The sequence below is a fragment of the Agromyces sp. MMS24-JH15 genome (assembly GCF_043518605.1).
In the GTDB taxonomy this organism is placed as follows: domain Bacteria; phylum Actinomycetota; class Actinomycetes; order Actinomycetales; family Microbacteriaceae; genus Agromyces.
The window spans coordinates 2,867,657-2,884,086 of record NZ_CP171358.1 but is presented as its reverse complement, the minus strand read 5'-3'; the positions used below and the strand labels follow the sequence as shown (position 1 = coordinate 2,884,086).

14 protein-coding genes are annotated in these 16,430 nt (G+C 71.7%); 4 read left to right on the top strand and 10 right to left on the bottom strand.

Annotated elements, in window-relative coordinates:
* Nucleotides 1-3: 3 nt before the first annotated feature.
* The 4 genes from proB to rplU form a co-directional block, all read right to left on the bottom strand.
* Nucleotides 4-822 carry a glutamate 5-kinase gene (proB, locus tag ACDF64_RS13115; RefSeq protein ID WP_394551804.1) on the bottom strand — a complete coding sequence of 273 codons (819 nt, stop codon included), beginning with the start codon at nucleotides 820-822 and terminating at the stop codon, nucleotides 4-6.
* The gene (gene obgE, locus ACDF64_RS13110) at nucleotides 819-2,330 is read right to left on the bottom strand and encodes a GTPase ObgE (protein ID WP_394551803.1); all 1,512 of its coding nucleotides are present in this window, start codon (nucleotides 2,328-2,330) and stop codon (nucleotides 819-821) included. Before obgE ends, proB begins: the two co-directional genes overlap by 4 nt.
* A gap of 70 nt (nucleotides 2,331-2,400) precedes the next feature.
* On the bottom strand, nucleotides 2,401-2,658 hold the full coding sequence (gene rpmA, locus ACDF64_RS13105) for a 50S ribosomal protein L27 (RefSeq protein ID WP_394551801.1): 258 nt from the start codon (nucleotides 2,656-2,658) through the stop codon (nucleotides 2,401-2,403).
* A gap of 21 nt (nucleotides 2,659-2,679) precedes the next feature.
* Nucleotides 2,680-2,988 (bottom strand): 50S ribosomal protein L21, encoded by a 309-nt coding sequence (gene rplU, locus ACDF64_RS13100; RefSeq protein ID WP_394551800.1) that lies wholly within the window; start codon nucleotides 2,986-2,988, stop codon nucleotides 2,680-2,682.
* Between the two features lie 220 nt (nucleotides 2,989-3,208).
* Between rplU and ACDF64_RS13095 the strand changes: the two genes are divergently transcribed.
* Nucleotides 3,209-3,490 carry a DUF4031 domain-containing protein gene (locus tag ACDF64_RS13095; RefSeq protein WP_394551799.1) on the top strand — a complete coding sequence of 94 codons (282 nt, stop codon included), beginning with the start codon at nucleotides 3,209-3,211 and terminating at the stop codon, nucleotides 3,488-3,490.
* Here the strand turns inward: ACDF64_RS13095 and ACDF64_RS13090 are convergent.
* Nucleotides 3,479-6,127 (bottom strand): Rne/Rng family ribonuclease, encoded by a 2,649-nt coding sequence (locus ACDF64_RS13090; protein ID WP_394551798.1) that lies wholly within the window; start codon nucleotides 6,125-6,127, stop codon nucleotides 3,479-3,481. The two genes, ACDF64_RS13095 and ACDF64_RS13090, sit on opposite strands and share 12 nt — an antisense overlap.
* A gap of 371 nt (nucleotides 6,128-6,498) precedes the next feature.
* Between ACDF64_RS13090 and ACDF64_RS13085 the strand changes: the two genes are divergently transcribed.
* Nucleotides 6,499-7,125: a vitamin K epoxide reductase family protein gene (locus tag ACDF64_RS13085; RefSeq protein ID WP_394551796.1), complete on the top strand. Its 627-nt coding sequence runs from the start codon at nucleotides 6,499-6,501 to the stop codon at nucleotides 7,123-7,125.
* Nucleotides 7,126-7,215: 90 nt separating this feature from the next.
* On the opposite strand, the gene ndk is transcribed toward ACDF64_RS13085, so the two are convergent.
* From ndk to ileS, 4 genes are read right to left on the bottom strand one after another with little or no spacing between them, the layout of a single operon-like run.
* On the bottom strand, nucleotides 7,216-7,638 hold the full coding sequence (ndk, locus tag ACDF64_RS13080; protein ID WP_394551795.1) for a nucleoside-diphosphate kinase: 423 nt from the start codon (nucleotides 7,636-7,638) through the stop codon (nucleotides 7,216-7,218).
* Nucleotides 7,635-8,021: a DUF4233 domain-containing protein gene (locus ACDF64_RS13075; protein ID WP_394551794.1), complete on the bottom strand. Its 387-nt coding sequence runs from the start codon at nucleotides 8,019-8,021 to the stop codon at nucleotides 7,635-7,637. The genes ndk and ACDF64_RS13075 overlap by 4 nt, the downstream gene beginning before the upstream one ends.
* The gene (locus ACDF64_RS13070; RefSeq protein WP_394551793.1) at nucleotides 8,018-9,394 is read right to left on the bottom strand and encodes a bifunctional folylpolyglutamate synthase/dihydrofolate synthase; all 1,377 of its coding nucleotides are present in this window, start codon (nucleotides 9,392-9,394) and stop codon (nucleotides 8,018-8,020) included. Before ACDF64_RS13070 ends, ACDF64_RS13075 begins: the two co-directional genes overlap by 4 nt.
* The gene (gene ileS, locus ACDF64_RS13065; RefSeq protein ID WP_394551792.1) at nucleotides 9,391-12,702 is read right to left on the bottom strand and encodes an isoleucine--tRNA ligase; all 3,312 of its coding nucleotides are present in this window, start codon (nucleotides 12,700-12,702) and stop codon (nucleotides 9,391-9,393) included. The genes ACDF64_RS13070 and ileS overlap by 4 nt, the downstream gene beginning before the upstream one ends.
* Before the next feature lie 328 nt (nucleotides 12,703-13,030).
* Between ileS and ACDF64_RS13060 the strand changes: the two genes are divergently transcribed.
* Nucleotides 13,031-14,533: a GH1 family beta-glucosidase gene (locus ACDF64_RS13060; RefSeq protein ID WP_394551791.1), complete on the top strand. Its 1,503-nt coding sequence runs from the start codon at nucleotides 13,031-13,033 to the stop codon at nucleotides 14,531-14,533.
* A 31-nt stretch (nucleotides 14,534-14,564) separates the two neighbouring features.
* Here the strand turns inward: ACDF64_RS13060 and ACDF64_RS13055 are convergent, their stop codons facing one another.
* The gene (locus ACDF64_RS13055; protein ID WP_394551790.1) at nucleotides 14,565-14,915 is read right to left on the bottom strand and encodes a GntR family transcriptional regulator; all 351 of its coding nucleotides are present in this window, start codon (nucleotides 14,913-14,915) and stop codon (nucleotides 14,565-14,567) included.
* A gap of 119 nt (nucleotides 14,916-15,034) precedes the next feature.
* On the opposite strand from ACDF64_RS13055, the gene ACDF64_RS13050 reads away from it, so the two are divergent.
* On the top strand, nucleotides 15,035-16,375 hold the full coding sequence (locus ACDF64_RS13050) for an MFS transporter (RefSeq protein WP_394551789.1): 1,341 nt from the start codon (nucleotides 15,035-15,037) through the stop codon (nucleotides 16,373-16,375).
* Nucleotides 16,376-16,430: the final 55 nt, after the last annotated feature.

The window sequence follows — 16,430 nt, the reverse complement described above, 5'->3', positions numbered from 1 at the left end:
AGCCTAGGCGAGGAGGCGCGCGTCTCCGGCCGTGTGACGTGCGGGTGCCGGCTCGAACCAGGTGCCGACGTCGCGGCCCTCGAGGGCGTCCGCGACCAGCGCGGTCGCGGTGATCAGCACCGACGTGCCCGCCTCGGCCGCGATGCGTGCGGCCGAGACCTTCGTCTCCGCGCCGCCCGTCCCCACGCCGGCCGCACCGACCGAGCCGATCTCGACGCCCGCGAGCGCGTCACCGTGAGGGACGACCTCGATCCGCTCCGCACCGGGCAGGTGCGGCGGCTTCGTGTAGAGGGCGTCGACGTCGCTCAGGAGCACGAGGAGTTCGGCCCCGACGAGCTCCGCGACGAGCGCCGCGAGCCGGTCGTTGTCGCCGAATCGGATCTCGTGCGTGGCGACCGTGTCGTTCTCGTTCACGATCGGCAGGATCCGCAGGCCGAGCAGCCGCTCCATCGCGCGCTGCGCGTTCGAGCGGTGCGTCGCGTTCTCGAGGTCGCCCGCGGTGAGCAGCACCTGGCCGGCGATGATGTCGAACCGGTGGAGGGACTGCTGGTAGCGGTAGATCAGCAGGTTCTGGCCGACGGATGCCGCGGCCTGCTGCGTCGCGAGGTCGTTCGGTCGCTCCTCGAGGTCGAGGTACGGCATGCCCGTCGCGATCGCGCCCGACGACACCAGCACGACCTCGGCGCCGCGGCCGTGCGCCGCCGCGATCGCGTCGACGAGCGGTTCGATCTGGCCCGTGTTCGCGCCGCTGATCGAGGAGGATCCGACCTTCACGACGATGCGCGTCGCGGTCGGGATGTCGCTCCGGTGCAGCGGCGTCACTCCTGCTCCTCGTCCGCAGCCCAGATGCCGGCCTCGCGCTCGCGCTCGAGCTCGGCGCGTGCCTCGGCCTTCGCATCCATCCGCTCGTGGTACGCCGTCCTGCGGTCCGCACGCGACGCACGGCGGTTGTCGTCGAGTCGCGCGTCGGCGCCGCGGGGTGCGGTCATGAGCTCGGCCGTCGAGGTGAGCGTCGGCTCCCAGTCGAACACCACGCCCGAACCCGGGCCGATCACGACCGTGCTGCCGGACACCGCGCCCGCGCGGACGAGCTCGTCCTCGACGCCGAGTCGGGCGAGCCGGTCGGCCAGGTACCCGACGGCCTCGTCGTTCGTGAAGTCGGTCTGGTGCACCCAGCGCTCGGGCTTCGCGCCGAGCACCCGGTAGATGGTCCCGTAGCTGCCGCCCTCGGGGCGGACCGCGAACCCGGCGTCGTCGACCGCGCGCGGCCGCATGACGATGCGCGGCGGCGCCGGCACGGACGCGGCCGCGCGACGGGATTCGTCGACGAGGTCGCCGAGCGCGTAGCCCAGCTGCCGGAGCCCCTCATGGCTGACCGTGGAGATCTCGAACACGCGGTAGCCGCGCGCCTCGAGCTCGGGCTTCACGAGCTCGGCGAGGTCGAGCGCCTCGGGCACGTCGACCTTGTTCAGCGCGATGAGTTGCGGGCGCTCGAGCAGCGGCGTCTGGCCCTCGGGGACCGGGTACGCGCCGAGCTCGCCCAGGATCACGTCGAGGTCGCTGATCGGGTCGCGGTCCGGTTCGAGCGTCGCGCAGTCGAGCACGTGCAGCAGCGCCGAGCAGCGTTCGACATGGCGCAGGAAGTCGAGCCCGAGGCCGCGACCCTCGCTGGCGCCCTCGATGAGGCCCGGCACGTCGGCGACCGTGAACCGGTGGTCACCGGCCTGCACGACGCCGAGGTTGGGGTGCAGGGTCGTGAACGGATAGTCGGCGATCTTCGGGCGCGCGGCGCTCATCGCCGCGATCAGGCTGGACTTGCCCGCCGACGGGTAGCCGACGAGCGCGACGTCCGCGATGGTCTTCAGCTCGAGGGTGACCTCGCCCTCGAAGCCGGGCGTGCCGAGCAGCGCGAAGCCGGGGGCCTTGCGCTTCGTGCTCGCGAGCGCGGCGTTGCCGAGGCCGCCCTGGCCGCCGTCGGCGACGACGAACCGCATGCCGGGTTGGGAGAGGTCGGCGAGTTCGACTCCGTCGTCGTCCTTGACCACGGTCCCGACCGGCACGGGCAGTTCGACGTCCTCGCCGGTCGAGCCCGAGCGGTTGTCGCCCATGCCCGGCTGGCCGTTCGGCGACGTGCGGTGCGGGCGGCCGTGGTAGGCGAGCAGCGTCGTCACCTGCGGGTCGGCGACCAGCACGATGTCGCCGCCGTCGCCGCCGTTCCCGCCGTCCGGGCCTGCCAGCGGCTTGAACTTCTCGCGCCGGACCGACACGCAGCCGTTCCCGCCGTGGCCGGCCTTCACGAACAGCCGTACCTCGTCGACGAAGCTGACCATGCCGATACTCTCCTCTGCTGAAACACGTGAGGGCGAGCCGAAGCCCGCCCTCACGACATCGATCGACCGATTATTCGGCGACCGCCACGATGTTGACGACCTTGCGGCCGCCCTTCGCACCGAACTGCACGGCGCCCGCCTCGAGGGCGAACAGCGTGTCGTCGCCACCTCGGCCGACACCGGCGCCGGGGTGGAAGTGCGTGCCGCGCTGGCGGACGAGGATCTCGCCGGCCTTCACGACCTGACCACCGAAGCGCTTCACGCCGAGGCGCTGCGCGTTCGAGTCACGACCATTGCGAGTAGAGCTCGCACCCTTCTTGTGTGCCATCTCGTTGTCTCCCTCTGGCCCTTACTTGATGCCCGTGACCTTGACGCGCGTGAGCTCCTGACGGTGGCCCTGGCGCTTCTTGTAGCCGGACTTGTTCTTGAACTTCTGGATCACGATCTTCGGGCCGCGGAGGTCGCCGAGGACCTCGGCCGTGACCGTGACCTTGGCGAGCGACTTCGCGTCGGAGGTGATCTTGTCGCCGTCCACGAGGAGGACCGGCGTGAGGACGACGTTGCCGTCTTTATCGGCCTTGATGCGGTCCATCGTCACGATGGTGCCGACCTCGACCTTCTCCTGTCGGCCGCCGGCGCGCACTACTGCGTAAACCACTACTCGTACCTATCTCTGGGGAGCCTCGAGGCTCCGTCTGCGTTGATGGGATGTCACTGCGCGGATGACCCCAGCGGGAGGAGAGGCCGTGCCAGCAGAAAACTGTGCGTGCGCGCTGGGATAAGCAGCGGCACCAACGGTCGAGTCTACCGGATGCCCCGAAGGCGGTCAAACTCACGGCAACGGCGCGTCGCCGGCCGCCGCTCCATAGAATCGCGGCATGACGGTGCTCATCGATCCCCCGCTGTGGCCCAAGCACGGGACGATCTGGGGGCACGTCGTGAGCGACGCGTCACTCGACGAGCTCCACGCCTTCGCACGCCGTGCCGGGCTGCCCGAGCGCGGGTTCGACCTCGACCACTACGACTACCCGATCGAGCGACAGGCCGACCTGATCGAGGCCGGCGCGACGCTCGTCGGGCCCCGCGACCTGGTCCGCAGGCTCGCGCGGAGCGGACTCAGGGTCCGTCCGCGCGAGCGCCGCGGGCCGTCATTCGGCTGAGGCATCCTCGGGCTGGTCGTCGGGCCGGACGATCACGGGCGCTGCGCCCGCCGTGCTCAGCGCCGCGGTCGAGACCCGCCGGCTCCGCGAGCGGCCCTGGCCGGGCTGCTTCGGCGCGGGAAGCGCGTCGAGCACCGACCCGAGCAGCTGGTCCGCGTCGGCGATGCGCGGGACGCTCCCCCGTGCCACGGCCGGCTCGGGCAGGTCGATGATCGGGATGACCGTCTCGGTCTCCGAGCCGGACTCGGCCTCGTCGTCGGCGATCGCGTCGGCGACGGTCTCCGGCTCAGCCGGCACCGCATCCACGGTCGGGGCCTCGGCCGCGGCCGGTGCGTCGACGGTGTCGACCGTCTCCTCGACGGCGGCCTCGGTCGCGGGGACATCCGCCGACGTCGCACGACGGTGACGACCGCGTCGACGGCTGCTGCGCGACGAGCCGGTGCGAGGCTCGCCCTGAGCGCCCTGCGCATCCGTCGCGTCGACGCCCGACTGCGGGGTCGACGCGGCGGGGGCCTGGATCGGCACGGCGCCGGTGGCCGGACGGACATCGCCGTGCGCGATGGTCGAGGCCGCGATCTGCGCGAGCGCGTGCTTCGCGTCCTCCGTGATGCCGTGCGTGCCCGCGTGCGGCCTGGCGTCCTTCGCAGCCTGCGGCTGCTGGGGCGGCTGCTGCGGCTGGGGCTGCGCTCCGCCGCGGCCGCGACGGCGCTCGACCTGCTGCTGCGGGGCGCGGTGACGGACGATCGGCTCGTGGTGCACGACGATGCCGCGGCCCGCGCACACCTCGCACGGCTCGCTGAAGGACTCGAGCAGCCCGAGGCCGAGCTTCTTGCGCGTCATCTGCACGAGGCCGAGCGACGTGACCTCGGCGACCTGGTGCTTCGTCCGGTCGCGCGAGAGGCACTCGACGAGGCGGCGCAGCACGAGGTCCCGGTTCGACTCGAGCACCATGTCGATGAAGTCGACGACGATGATGCCGCCGATGTCGCGCAGCCGCAGCTGGCGGACGATCTCCTCGGCGGCCTCGAGGTTGTTCTTGGTGACGGTCTCCTCGAGGTTGCCGCCCGAGCCCACGAACTTGCCCGTGTTCACGTCGATGACGGTCATCGCCTCGGTGCGGTCGATGATGAGCGAACCGCCCGAGGGCAGCCACACCTTGCGCTCGAGGGCCTTCTCGATCTGCTCCGTGATCCGGAACTCGTCGAACGCGTCGCGCTCGCCCTCGAAGGCCTCGACGCGCTCGAGCAGGTCGGGCGCGACCGCGGCGAGATAGCGCTCGATGGTCTGACGCGCCTCGTCGCCCGCGATGATCATCTTCTGGAAGTCCTCGTTGAAGACGTCCCGGACGATCTTGATGAGCAGGTCGGGCTCGGAGTGCAGGAGCGCGGGCGCCTGCACCTTCTCGAGCGAGGCCGAGATGTCGGCCCACTGCGAGGTGAGGCGGTTGACGTCGAGCGTGAGCTGCTCCTCGGTGGCACCCTCGGCCGCCGTGCGCACGATGACGCCGACGTTGTCGGGGAGCACCTCCTTGAGAATCTTCTTCAGGCGCGCGCGCTCGGTGTCGGGGAGCTTGCGGCTGATGCCGTTCATCGAGCCGTTCGGGACGTACACGAGGTACCGGCCCGGCAGCGAGACCTGGCTGGTGAGTCGCGCGCCCTTGTGGCCGACCGGGTCCTTCGTGACCTGCACGAGCACCTTGTCACCGGGCTTCAGCGCGAGCTCGATGCGGCGCGGCTGGTTCTTCTCGCCGTTCTCGGCGGCGGCATCCCAGTCGACCTCGCCCGAGTACAGCACCGCGTTGCGTCCGCGACCGATGTCGACGAACGCGGCCTCCATGCTCGGCAGCACGTTCTGCACGCGACCGAGGTACACGTTGCCGATGAGCGACGCATCCTGGTTCCGCGCGACGTAGTGCTCGACGAGGACGCCGTCCTCGAGCACGCCGATCTGGATGCGGCCGCCCTTCTGACGGACGATCATCTGGCGGTCGACGGACTCGCGCCGTGCGAGGAACTCCGACTCCGTGATCACCGTGCGACGGCGGCCGGCGTCGCGGCCGTCGCGTCGACGCTGCTTCTTCGCCTCGAGCCGGGTCGACCCCTTGACGCGCTGCGGCTCGGTGATGAGCTCGGGCGTGCGCGGGGTGCGGACCTTGACGACGGTGTTGGCGGGGTCGTCGCCCGAACGCTGCGACTCCTCGCCGCTGCGCCGGCGCGCTCGGCGCCGCACGCTCGACGCGGACTCCTCGCCCGTCTCGTCGGCCTGCTGGCGCTCCGGACGCGGGCCCCGTTCGGGCCGCTCCGAACGCTCGGGCCGCTCCGAACGCTCGGGGCGCTCGGGGATGATCAGCACGGGCGGCGCGCGGAAGATGAGCGACGTCGTCGTGAGGCCGACCGGGATCGGCTCGAACTCCGGCGTCGCGGGCGCCGCATCCTCGTCTGCCGCTGCCGGTTCGCCGGCCGGGGCATCCGTCGACGCCACCTCGGGGCCGGTGGTCGCCTCGGGCGCATCGCCGACCGTGTCCGCGGCGGCAGGCTGCGCCGCAGCCCGCTCGACGGTCGACTCGCCCTCGGGCGACTCGGCGCCGGCCGTCACGCGCTGCTCCGGGTCGACGCCGGGGTCGATCTCCGGGCGCACGAGGCGGCCTCGACCGCGACGTCCGCCGAAGAACCCCCCGCGCCGACGCGATGCGCCGCGCTCAGAGCCGTTGCCGCTGTTCTCGGTTCCTTCCACCATCCCAGGTGCACTCCTAGACCGGATCCGCGGCCGCGCCGTCGGCTCCGTACTCCTCGAGCGGCTCCGCGCTGTGCGCGGACCGCCAATCCTTCATCATGCGACACCGGCCGGGGGCCGGGTCGCCACATCTCGCGGTTCATCGACCGCAGTCCGGATGCATCGCATCCGTCAAAGCCTTCGTGGCGTCGAACCGGGCGCGGCCCGGACGACTCCCTCGATTATCGCACGTCTCGCACAGCCCTCGCCGGAACCGGCGTGCCATAATCCGATCCATGCCGGATTCCCCCACCCAGCCGCGTCGATTCGGGCTCGGCCTCTCCCTGCTCATCGCCGGCGCACTGGGCCTCTACGCCGCCTTCGAACTGTCGCTCGAGAAGTTCCTCACCCTGAGCGATCCGAGCCACGTCCCCTCGTGCGACGTGGGCGTCCTCGTCGGCTGCGGCGTCAACCTCGCGAGCTGGCAGGGCGCGGTCTTCGGCTTCCCGAACCCGCTGATCGGCCTCATGGCGTGGCCCGTCGTGATCACGATCGGCGTCGCGCTCATGGGCGGCGTCCGGTTCCCGCGCTGGTTCTGGGCGGGCTTCAACCTCGGCGTCGCCGGCGCGCTCGTGTTCGTCGGCTGGCTCATCGCGCAGAGCATCTACGTGCTCGACGTGCTCTGCCCGTGGTGCATGCTCACGTGGGCGGTGACGATCCCGACGTTCTGGGTGGTCACGCTCCACAACCTCCGCGAGGGCAACCTGCCGGCCTCGCCGCGCGTGCGCCGGCTCGCCGCCGGCTGGTTCGGCTGGATCCCGCTCATCACCGCGGTCTGCTACGCGCTCGTCATCTTCCTCGCGCAGCTCCAGATGAACGCGATCCCCCGGGTCATGATCGACCTCCAGAACCTCTTCACCTGAGACCTGAGCCCCGAGTCCTGAGCCCTGAGCCGCGGATGCCCCGGCGGGAGCATTCCCGCCGGGGCATCCGTCCGTCTCAGGACGTGGGGTTCACGCGAACCAGAGCGCGAGCTCGCGCTCGGCGGACTCGACCGAGTCCGAGCCGTGCACGAGGTTCTGCTGGACCCTCAGGCCCCAGTCGCGGCCGAAGTCGCCGCGGATCGACCCGGGCGCGGCCGTGGTCGGGTCGGTGGTGCCCGCGAGCACGCGGAACCCCTCGATGACCCGGTTGCCCGCGACGCGGAACGCGACGACCGGTCCGGACTGCATGAACTCGATGAGCGGCTCGTAGAACGGCTTGCCCTCGTGCTCGGCATAGTGCTTCGCGAGGAGCTCGCGGTCGGCCTGCACCAGGCGGACGTCGACGAGCGAGTAGCCCTTCTGCTCGATCCGCCGGAGGATCTCGCCCGTGAGGTTGCGAGCCACCCCGTCGGGCTTGACCAGGACGAGGGTCTCCTCGATGCCGTTGCTCACTGTGCTTCCTTCCCGGGTTCGGCGCGCGCCGCCCTGTCTCGATCGATCCGCCCGCCGGTGACCATGGCGTACGCCCAGATGCCGCCGAAGAGCGCCCCGACGAAGAACATCGCCGGGTTGATGAAGCCCGCCGCGACGACGATCGCCTGGATCGCCCAGCCGAGCCCGTAGGCCCAGTCGAAGCGGAGCAGCGCGATGGTCAGCACGAGCAGGAGGATGATGCCACCGCCGACCGCGAGCGCGGTCCACGGCGGGAGGCCCCACGTGCCGTTCTCGGTGGGCGCGAGCCCCCAGATCACGAGCGCCGCGAGGAAGACCACGATCGTCTCGAACGCGAGCACGATCGACGCGAGGCTGCGGCGCACGGAGCCGCCGCCGTTCACTCGCCGCTCCAACCGCGGTCGCGCGCGGTGGCGAGCACCTCGCCGACGAGCGTGATCGAGCCCGTCACGACGACTCCGCGGCCGGGCTCCGAGTCGGCCCAGTCGCGGGCGTCCTCGAGCGCGTCCTCGAGCCGATCGGCCGAGGTCACGCGATCCGCGCCGACCACGGCGGCCACGCGGTCGGCGAGCACGTCGACGGGCACCGCGCGATCCGAGCTCGAGCAGGTCACGACGAAGGTCGCCCCGGTCGGCTCGAGCGCGCGGGCGATGCCCTCGACGTCCTTGTCGGCGAGGATGCCGAGGACGATCACGAGCTCCGAGAAGTCGAAGTACTCCTCGATCGCGGCCGCGAGCGACTCGGCTCCGTGCGGGTTGTGCGCGGCGTCGACGATCAGCGTCGGGTCGCTCGCCACGCGCTGGAGCCGACCGGGCGAGGTCACGGCGCCGAGCCCGACCTCCACGACCTCGTCGTCCAGGCGTGCGCCGCCGAGGAACGCCTCGACCGCGGCGATCGCGACGGCCGCGTTCTCGGCCTGGTGGCGGCCGAACAGCGGGAGCGGGACCTCCTCGTACACGCCGCCCAGCCCGCGGATCGTGACGAGCTGCCCGCCGACCGCGACCCGCGAGTCGAGCACGGCGAACCCGCCGCCCTCGACCTCGAAGGATGCCCCGTTCCGGTCGGCCGCCTCGCGGAGCGCCGCGAGCGCGGCCGGTTCCTGGAAGGCCGTCACGACGGCGGCGCCGGGCTTGACGATCCCGGACTTGGTCCGGGCGATCTCCTCGACCGTGCGGCCGAGCCGCGACTCGTGGTCGAGCGCGATCGGCGTGAAGACGGCCACCTGCCCGTCGGCGACGTTCGTCGCGTCCCACGCGCCGCCCATGCCGACCTCGAGCACGACCACGTCGACCGGGGCATCCGCGAAGCACGCGAACGCGAGCACCGTGAACGCCTCGAAGAAGGTGAGCCGGAGCTCGCCGGCCGCCTCCAGCTCGATGTCGACGAGCGCGACGATCGGCGCGATCTCCTCCCAGATCCGCGCGACGGCCTCGTCGGCGACGGGCTCCCCGTCGATCCGGATGCGCTCGGTGAAGCGCTCGAGGTGCGGGCTCGTGAGCAGGCCCGTGCGGAGTCCGACGGCGCGCAGCAGGCTCTCGGTGATGCGACTGGTCGACGTCTTGCCGTTGGTGCCGGTCAGGTGGACGACCGGCGCCGCGCGGTGCGGGTCGCCGAGCAGTTCGACCACGCGGCGTGTGGCATCCAGCCGGGGCGCAGGGCTCTGCTCGCCGACGCGCTCGAGGAGCGTCGCGAACACGGTGTCCGCTGCGTCGCGCGCGTCCTGGTCGAACTCGTCCGCTTCGAATCCGTCGGTCATGCGCGCTCCACTCCGATGACGACCCTGGTGCCGCCCGCGAGCGGCTTGACCTCCGCGCCGGCCCCGAGTCCGTCGAGTTCGACGAGCTCGATCGAGGTCGCGAGGGTCTCCCCCGCGATGAGCTCGCGGTGCGCCTCGGCCGCGGCGACGGAGCCGGCGTCGAGCGCGAGCGAGAGGCGGATCCGGTCGCCGACCTCGAGGCCTGCGGCCTTCCGCGCGTCCTGCACGGCGCGGACGATGTCGCGCGCCGCGCCCTCGGCCTCGAGTTCCGGAGTGGTCGAGGTGTCGAGGATCACGAAGCCGCCGTCGGCGAGCAGGCCGAGCGCGACCGAGCCGTCGCCCGCGCCGCCGGCCTCGAGCACGAGGTCGTACTCGCCGGCCTCGAGCGCGATGCCGCCCGCGACCACGGTCTCGCCGTCGAGCGTCCAGTCGCCCGAGCGCGCCGCGCCGATCGCCTGCTGCACCTGCTTGCCGAGGCGCGGGCCAGCGGCGCGCGCGTTCACGGTGAGCCGCTTCGTCACGCCGTAGCGCTCGGCGCTGTCGGCGTCGAGCAGCCGGATCTCCACGCGCTTGACGTTGAGCTCGTCGCGCAGGATGCCCTCGAACGGCTCGAGCGACGAGGCATCCGCCGCGACCACCGTGAGCGACGCGAGCGGCAGCCGCACGCGGCGGCCGGCGTGCTTGCGCAGTGCGAGCGTGGTGCTCGAGATCTCGCGGACCTGGTCCATCGCGCGGACCAGCTCGGGATCGGCCGGGAACTCGGATGCCTGGGGCCAGTCGGCCAGGTGCACGCTGCGCCCGCCCGTGAGGCCCTGCCACACCTGCTCGGTCACGAGCGGGAGCATGGGCGCCGCGAGTCGGGTCAGGGTCTCGAGCACGGTGAACAGCGTGTCGAACGCCTCGGCGCCCGAGCCGTCCTCGCCGACGCCCGCCCAGAACCGGTCGCGCGAGCGACGGACGTACCAGTTGGTCAGCACGTCGGCGAAGTCGCGGAGCTTCTGCGCGGCGAGCGGCGAGTCGAAGTCCTCGAAGTCGACCGTGACGGCCTCGACGAGGTCCCGCAGCTTCGCGAGCAGGTACCGGTCGAGCACGTCGGTCGACGCGGTCGAGCGCGTCGCGTCGTAGCCGCCCTCCTTCGCCGTGTTCGCGTAGAGGGAGAAGAAGTACCACGTGCTCCACAGCGGCAGCATGAGCTGGCGGACGCCCTCGCGGATGCCCTCCTCGGTGACGACGAGGTTGCCGCCGCGCAGCACCGAGCTCGACATGAGGAACCAGCGCATCGCGTCGGAGCCGTCGCGGTCGAACACCTCGTTGACGTCGGGGTAGTTCCGCAGCGACTTCGACATCTTCTGCCCGTCGCTGCCGAGCACGATGCCGTGGCTCACGACGTTCGTGAAGGCCGGGCGGTCGAACAGCGCGGTCGACAGCACGTGCATGACGTAGAACCAGCCGCGGGTCTGCCCGATGTACTCGACGATGAAGTCGGCGGGCTGGTGCGTGTCGAACCACTCCTGGTTCTCGAACGGGTAGTGCACCTGCGCGAACGGCATCGAGCCGGAGTCGAACCACACGTCGAACACGTCGTCGATGCGTCGCATCGTCGACTTCCCGGTCGGATCGTCCGGATTCGGCCGCGTGAGGTCGTCGATGTACGGGCGGTGGAGGTCGGGTTCGCCCTCGGGGTTCCGCGGGACGTCGCCGAAGTCGCGCGCGAGCTCCTCGAGCGAGCCGTACACGTCGACCCTCGGGTACTCGGGGTCGTCGCTCTTCCACACCGGGATCGGCGAGCCGAAGTACCGGTTGCGGCTGATCGACCAGTCGCGCGCATTGCCGACCCACTTGCCGAACTGCCCGTACTTGACGTTCTCCGGCACCCAGGTGATGTCCTCGTTGAGCTCGGTCATCCGATCCCGGAAGTCCGGGACGCGCACGAACCAGCTCGACACGGCCTTGTAGATCAGCGGGTTCCGGCAGCGCCAGCAGTGCGGGTACGAGTGCTCGTAGCTGGCCTGGCGCACGAGCCGGCCCTCGGCCCTGAGCAGCTGGGTGAGCGGCTTGTTCGCGTCGCTCCAGAGCTGCCCCGCGACATCCGTCACGTCCGGCAGGAACCGGCCGGCGTCGTCGAGCGAGAGCACCACGGGGATCCCGTTCGCCTCGCAGACCTTCTGGTCCTCCTCGCCGTAGGCGGGCGCGAGGTGGACGAGGCCCGTGCCGTCCTCGGTCGTGACGTAGTCGGCGACGAGGATCCGCCACGCGTCCTGGAGCCCGAACTGCTCGACGTCGGCGTAGTAGTCGAAGAGCCGGTCGTAGGTAACGCCCTCGAGGTCGGCGCCGAGCACCGTCCGCGAGACGGCCGCGCGGGCCTCGTCGGCCGACTCGTAGCCGAGCTCCTTCGCGTACGCGCCGACGAGGTCGGCCGCGAGCAGGTACTCGGCGCCGAGCACCTCGGTGTCGGACGGACGGTCGGTCGCCTGCTCGCGGAGCACGGTCGCGTCGGGCGTGCCGTTCGGGCCGGCGGGGACGACCGCGTACGTGATGGTCGGCCCGACCGCGAGCGCGAAGTTCGTCGGCAGCGTCCACGGCGTGGTGGTCCACGCGAGCGCGCGGACGGCGGTGAGCCCGAGCGACTCGGCCTTCGGCCCGGTGAGCGGGAACGTGACCGTGACGGTCTGGTCCTGCCGCATCTTGTAGACGTCGTCGTCCATGCGCAGCTCGTGGTTGGACAGCGGGGTCTGGTCGCGCCAGCAGTAGGGCAGCACGCGGTGGCCCTCGTAGGCGAGCCCCTTCTCGTGCAGGGTCTTGAACGCCCAGATCACCGACTCCATGAAGGTGACGTCGAGCGTCTTGTAGTCGTTCTCGAAGTCGACCCAGCGCGCCTGCCTGGTGACGTACTCCTCCCACTCCTTCGTGTAGCGGAGCACGGCGTCGCGGGCCGCGCGGTTGAACGCCGCGATGCCCATCTCCTCGATCTGGCTCTTGTCGGTGATGCCGAGCTGTCGCTCGGCCTCGAGCTCGGCGGGCAGGCCGTGCGTGTCCCAGCCGAACCGCCGGTGGACCTGCTTGCCGCGCATGGTCTGGAAGCGCGGGAAGACGTCCTTCGCGTAGCCGGTCAGGAGGTGCCCATAGTGCGGGAGGCCGTTCGCGAACGGCGGGCCGTCGTTGAAGACCCACTCGGTCGCGCCCTCGCGCTGGTCGATCGAGGCCTGGAACGTCGCGTCCGACTTCCAGAACGCGAGGACCTGCTCCTCGATGCTCGGGAAGTGGGGTGAGGGGGTGACGCCGTGGTCGTCTGGGGTGCGCGGGTACACGCTCGCTCCTTGCGGGACGGTTGCCGTCACGAGGACGCCGGCGGCTCGATCGAGCCCCGCCGCGGTACCACCTCGCTTGCCCCGGCTGCCCGGGACCCCTCTCGCTGCGGCTGTGACGGGCCTGCCCCGTTCGGTTCTACTGACGAGCGGATGCCTCGCAGCGCCCGCTCGCGTTCTTCCGAAGACTCCCCGGTGATGGCCGGATCGCAGTCGTTGCGTCGAGTCTACCGGCTCCGGGGCCGCTATGCTGTGGCTCGCGTGAGAGCGCTCTCACGATCCGGACGCCGCGCCGGCCCGCCCCCGCACCACCGACTCGATGAGGAGCACCGTGCCCCAGCCCGCCGTCGCACCGAGCGCCCTGCCGCGCCGCACCTTCCTCGCGCTCGGCGGTTCGACCGCCCTTGCCGCGGCGCTCGCGGCCTGCACGCCCGCGGGAGCGGGCGCCCCCGCGGGCCCGACGATCACGCCGACGCCGAACCCGAGCGGATGGCTGCCTCCCGCCGAGCCCATGGCCTTCCCGAAGGGCTACGTCTGGGGAGCCGCGACGAGCGCCTACCAGGTCGAGGGCGCGACGACCGCCGACGGGCGCGGCCCGAGCGTGTGGGACACGTTCGCCGCGAGGTACGGCACCGTCAAGGGCGGCGCCACCGGCGAGCCCGCCGCCGACCAGTACCGCCGGTACGCCGAGGACATCGAGCTCATGACCGACCTCGGCCTCGGCGCCTACCGGTTCTCGGTGTCCTGGCCGCGGATCCAGCCGACCGGGACGGGACCGGCGAACCCGGCCGGCGTCGACCACTACCGGCGCCTCGTCGACGCGCTCGGCGACGCCGGGATCCGCCCGATGATCACGCTCTTCCACTGGGACCTCCCCCAGGCCCTGCAGGATGCGGGCGGGTGGGCGTCGCGCGACACCGCGCAGCGCTTCGCCGAGTACGCCGCGATCCTGTTCGACGCGCTCGGCGACGTCGAGGCCGACTGGATGACCGTGAACGAGCCGAAGACGCACGCGTTCGTCGGGCACTGGTACGGCGGCCACGCGCCCGGCCTGCGCGACCCCGACGTCGCGGCCGCCGCCGTGCACCACCAGTTGCTCGCGCACGGGCTCGCGACGCGGGCGTTCCGCGACCATGGCGCGTCCGGGCGGATCGGCATCGGCCTCAACCTGCTCCCCGCCTACTCGATCGACCCCGTGAACACGCGCGGCGCCGAGCGGGTCGACGCGAGCGAGAACCGCCTGTTCCTCGACCCGGTGCTCCTCGGGCGCTACCCCGACGACGCGATCGGCTCGGCGCCCGGCCAGCTGCCGGCTGATCCGGCCGCGTTCGCGGCGCTCGCGCTGCCCGGCGACCTCGAGGTCGTGTCCTCGCCGCTCGACTTCCTCGCGATCCAGTACTACGGCGTCACGGGCGTCGATCCCATCGGCAACCAGGTGGAGATCGCGCCGACCTCGGCCGCGAGCTGGCAGCAGGTGCGCGCGGAGGGCCTGTACGACCTGCTGATCCGACTCCGCGACGACTACCCCTCGATCCCGATCGTCATCACCGAGAACGGGATCCCGGACGAGACGTCCGCCCTCACCGTCGACGACCCGTACCGGGTCGAGTTCCTGCGCACGCACTTCCAGCAGGCGGCCCGCGCGATCGGGGACGGCGTGCCGCTCGAGGGGCACTACGTGTGGTCGCTGCTCGACAACTTCGAGTGGGCCGAGGGCTACGACCAGCGGTGGGGGCTCGTCGCGGTCGACTTCGACACCCAGGAGCGCACGCCGAAGCGCAGCGCGGGCTTCTACTCGGACGTCATCGCCGCGAACGCGGTCGCTCCGGCGTGAGCGGGCGCGGGGTCGGGCCCGCCGGCGCGACTCAGCGATACGCCTCGCGCACGAGCGCGACGAGCGCGTGCTCGGACACCCCGTTCAGGCGCGCCTCCTCGACGAGGTCGTGGATCGCGCCCGCGAGCGCGGTGTGGTGGCCGAGTCGCTTCGCGACCACGGCCCCCCTGCCCCGCGTGAGCTCGATCAGGCCCTCGTCGCGGAGGACACGGTAGGCGCGGAGGACCGTGTGCACGTTGAGGTCGAGCGCCTCGGCGAGGTCGCGCGCGGCCGGCAGGCGCTCGCCGTACGGGCTGCGCCCGTCGACGATCGAGGCGCGGATGCCGGACGCGACCTGCTCGTACAGCGGCGTCGGCCGCGACGGATCGACGTGGAGGAGCATCCTCTGATCCTATTGTTCTATCTCAACTCGCACTATTGGATGGCCTCGCCGACCGGGCGCTGTCAGGATGGGTCGCGGCCGGCACCCCGGCCCTTCGCATCGCACCATCCGAGGAGCCCATGTCCGCCCCCGCCGTCCCCGGCCCGACCGCCTCCCCCGCCCGCCGTGTCGCGTGGGCGTCGATGGTCGGCACGTCCCTCGAGTCCTTCGACTTCTACGTCTTCGCCTACTTCTCCGCGTTCTTCATCGGGCCGCTGTTCTTCTCGCCGCTGGGCGGGTTCGGGGAGACGCTCGCGGCCTTCTCGACGATCGCGCTCGCGTTCGTGGTCCGCCCGATCGGCGCCGCGATCTTCGGCCACATGGGCGACCGGCTCGGCCGCCGCGCCACGCTGCTGTGGACCGTCGCGATCATGGGCGTCGCGACCGGCCTCATCGGCCTCCTGCCCACCTACGCGCAGGCGGGCTGGGTCGGCGCGATCCTCCTCGTCCTCCTCCGCATCGTGCAGGGCCTCTCCCTCGGCGGCGAGTGGGGCGGCTCGATCCTGCTCGCGACCGAGCACTCCGGGCGCGTGAAGCGCGCCTTCTACGCGGCGATCCCGCAGCTCGGCTCCCCCGTCGGCTCGATCCTCTCGGCGGTCGTGTTCATCGTGATGACCCTCGTGCTGCCGGCCGAGGAACTCGCGGCGTGGGGCTGGCGCATCCCGTTCCTGCTCGCGGTGCCGCTGCTCGCGGTCTCGCTGTACCTGCGCTGGTCGATCACCGAGACGCCCGTGTTCGAGCACGTCGTCGCCGAGGGCCGCCGCGACCGCGTGCCGTTCCTCACGATGTTCGCGCAGCGCCCGACGCAGATCGCGGTCGCGATCGGCGCCGCGTTCCTCGGCATCGGCTCGTACTCGCTGATGAACACGTACACGATCAACTACGGGGCATCTCAACTCGGGTTCGCCTTCCAGGACCTGCTCGTCGCGACGACCATCGGCGGGCTCCTCCAGCTCGTCACGATCCCGCTGTTCGGCGCGTGGGCGAACCGGATCGGGTCGGCGCAGGTGGTCGCGTGGGGCGCGCTCGGCACGCTGCTGATCGCGTTCCCGATGTACTTCCTGCTCCAGTTCGCGACCTTCCCGATCCTCGTCGGGACGATGATCGTCGGCGGCATCCTCCCGACGATGTCGTGGGCCGCGCTCGGCGGACTCATGGCCGACCTGTTCCCCGACCACTTCCGCTACTCCGCGCTGTCGGTGTCGTACGCGATCGCCGCGACGATCGGCGGATTCGTGCCGCTCGTGACGGCCGCGCTCGGCGAGGGCACGGCGTACGCGTGGTGGCACCCGGGCATCGTCCTCGCGATCCTCTCGGTCGTGACGCTCCTCGCGTCGGTCGCCGCGGCGCGCATGGCCCGTCGCGGTGCCGCGTTCGACGAGGCATCCGAAGTCGACGCCTCGGAGCCCGTCGCGGCCTGACGCGTCGACGCCCCACTCCCCCGTCCGGCACCGGGCGCCCCCGACGGCGCCCGGT